The 1,315-nt window shown below is 66.6% G+C and carries 2 protein-coding genes; one reads left to right on the top strand and one right to left on the bottom strand.

Translation table 11 applies throughout. The features are described from left to right. The first annotated feature begins 91 nt into the window (after positions 1-91). Positions 92-938 (top strand): IS5 family transposase gene (locus ACQUSY_RS13360; RefSeq protein WP_233449959.1). Its coding sequence is split into 2 segments (ribosomal slippage): positions 92-397 and positions 399-938, totalling 846 coding nucleotides; the frame shifts between segments, so codons are not numbered across the junction. Here the strand turns inward: ACQUSY_RS13360 and ACQUSY_RS13355 are convergent. Then, on the bottom strand, positions 919-1,248 hold the full coding sequence (locus tag ACQUSY_RS13355; protein WP_026095586.1) for a hypothetical protein: 330 nt from the start codon (positions 1,246-1,248) through the stop codon (positions 919-921). The two genes, ACQUSY_RS13360 and ACQUSY_RS13355, sit on opposite strands and share 20 nt — an antisense overlap. Between the last annotated feature and the right edge of the window lie 67 nt (positions 1,249-1,315).

The following is a 1,315-nucleotide window of genomic DNA, read 5'->3' as shown; positions in this document are numbered from 1 at the left end:
CTAGGGCGTGTTGATCAAGAGGTTCCGCTCCTCGGTGGGTGAGTCTTGAACGGTGACGCGACAGGAGATCTCTGACGAGGTGTGGGCCGTGATGGAGCCGTTGATGCCGACGGTGACCGGTCGGTCGCGGCCGTGGACGGATCACCGGCTCGCTATCGAGGGGATGGCGTGGAAGTACCGGACCGGTGCGCCGTGGCGTGACGTTCCGGAACGGTTCGGGAAGTGGAACTCGATCTACAAGCGGTTCAACCGGTGGGCCGGGGACGGCACCTGGCAGAAGCTGCTCACCGAGGTGCAGAAGCAGGCCGACGCCGCTGGGGAAATCGACTGGGTCGTCTCGATCGACTCCACGATCGCGCGCGTGCATCAGCACGGCGCGACCCTCGCCCGGGACACAGGGGGCTGTGCCGAATCACAAGAATCCGTGGTCCGAGCCGCCTGATCACGGGATCGGACGCTCCCGCGGCGGGCTGACGACCAAACTGCACCTGGTCTGCGACGGCCGCGGCCGGCCGCTGAGCATGATGATCACCGCCGGGAACATCAACGACACCACGATGATGAGCGCGGTGCTGGAGAACATCCGCGTTCCCCGCGACGGGAAGGGCCGCCCCCGCACCCGCCCCGACCGGGTGCTCGCCGACAAGGGGTACCCCTCAAGGGCGAACCGCGCCTGGCTCCGCGACCGGAGGATCGCGGCGACCATCCCCGAGCGGGACGACCAGATCGCGCACCGCCGCAAGAAGCCGGGCCGGCCGATCGCTTTCGGCGACAAGCAGAAGGAACGCTACAAGGGACGCAACGTCGTAGAACGCTGCTTCAACCGTCTCAAGCAGTGGCGCGGCATCGCGATGCGCTCGGACAAACTCGCCCGCAACTACCGAGCCGCCGTCAGCCTCGCCGCGGCGCTGATCTGGATCAAGACCGATCTCCGCTGAGCGCTTCGCGCTCCTGCAGCGTGCGCTCAAGCTGTCCCACCGTCGGCGCACCCGCAAAGCCGCGCTCGGTCAGATAGACCCTGCACGCCAAGTCGGCAGTGTTCCCCTGGGACGGGAACAAGTCCTGACCGTCCAGAAGAATCGTGGGCGAGCCCGCGAAACCAGAGCTCACCGCCTCAGCCTCGGTGCGGATCAACACGAACTCCACCGGAACATCGCCCCGTCCGATCGAGTCGAGCACCAGCCGTACTCGATCGCCCGCCTCCTGCCAATTCGGGCAATCCTCGATATGCAGCACCTGGATCTTCACACGCCCATTCTCCCGCGCAACTCGCGGCGGCTGGCCACCCCGCACCTTCTTGATCAACACGCCCTAG

This window comes from Microbacterium daqui (genome assembly GCF_050408675.1).
Classification (GTDB): domain Bacteria; phylum Actinomycetota; class Actinomycetes; order Actinomycetales; family Microbacteriaceae; genus Microbacterium.
The sequence above is the reverse complement of the archived record's forward strand: the minus strand, read 5'-3'. Positions and strand labels throughout refer to the sequence as shown.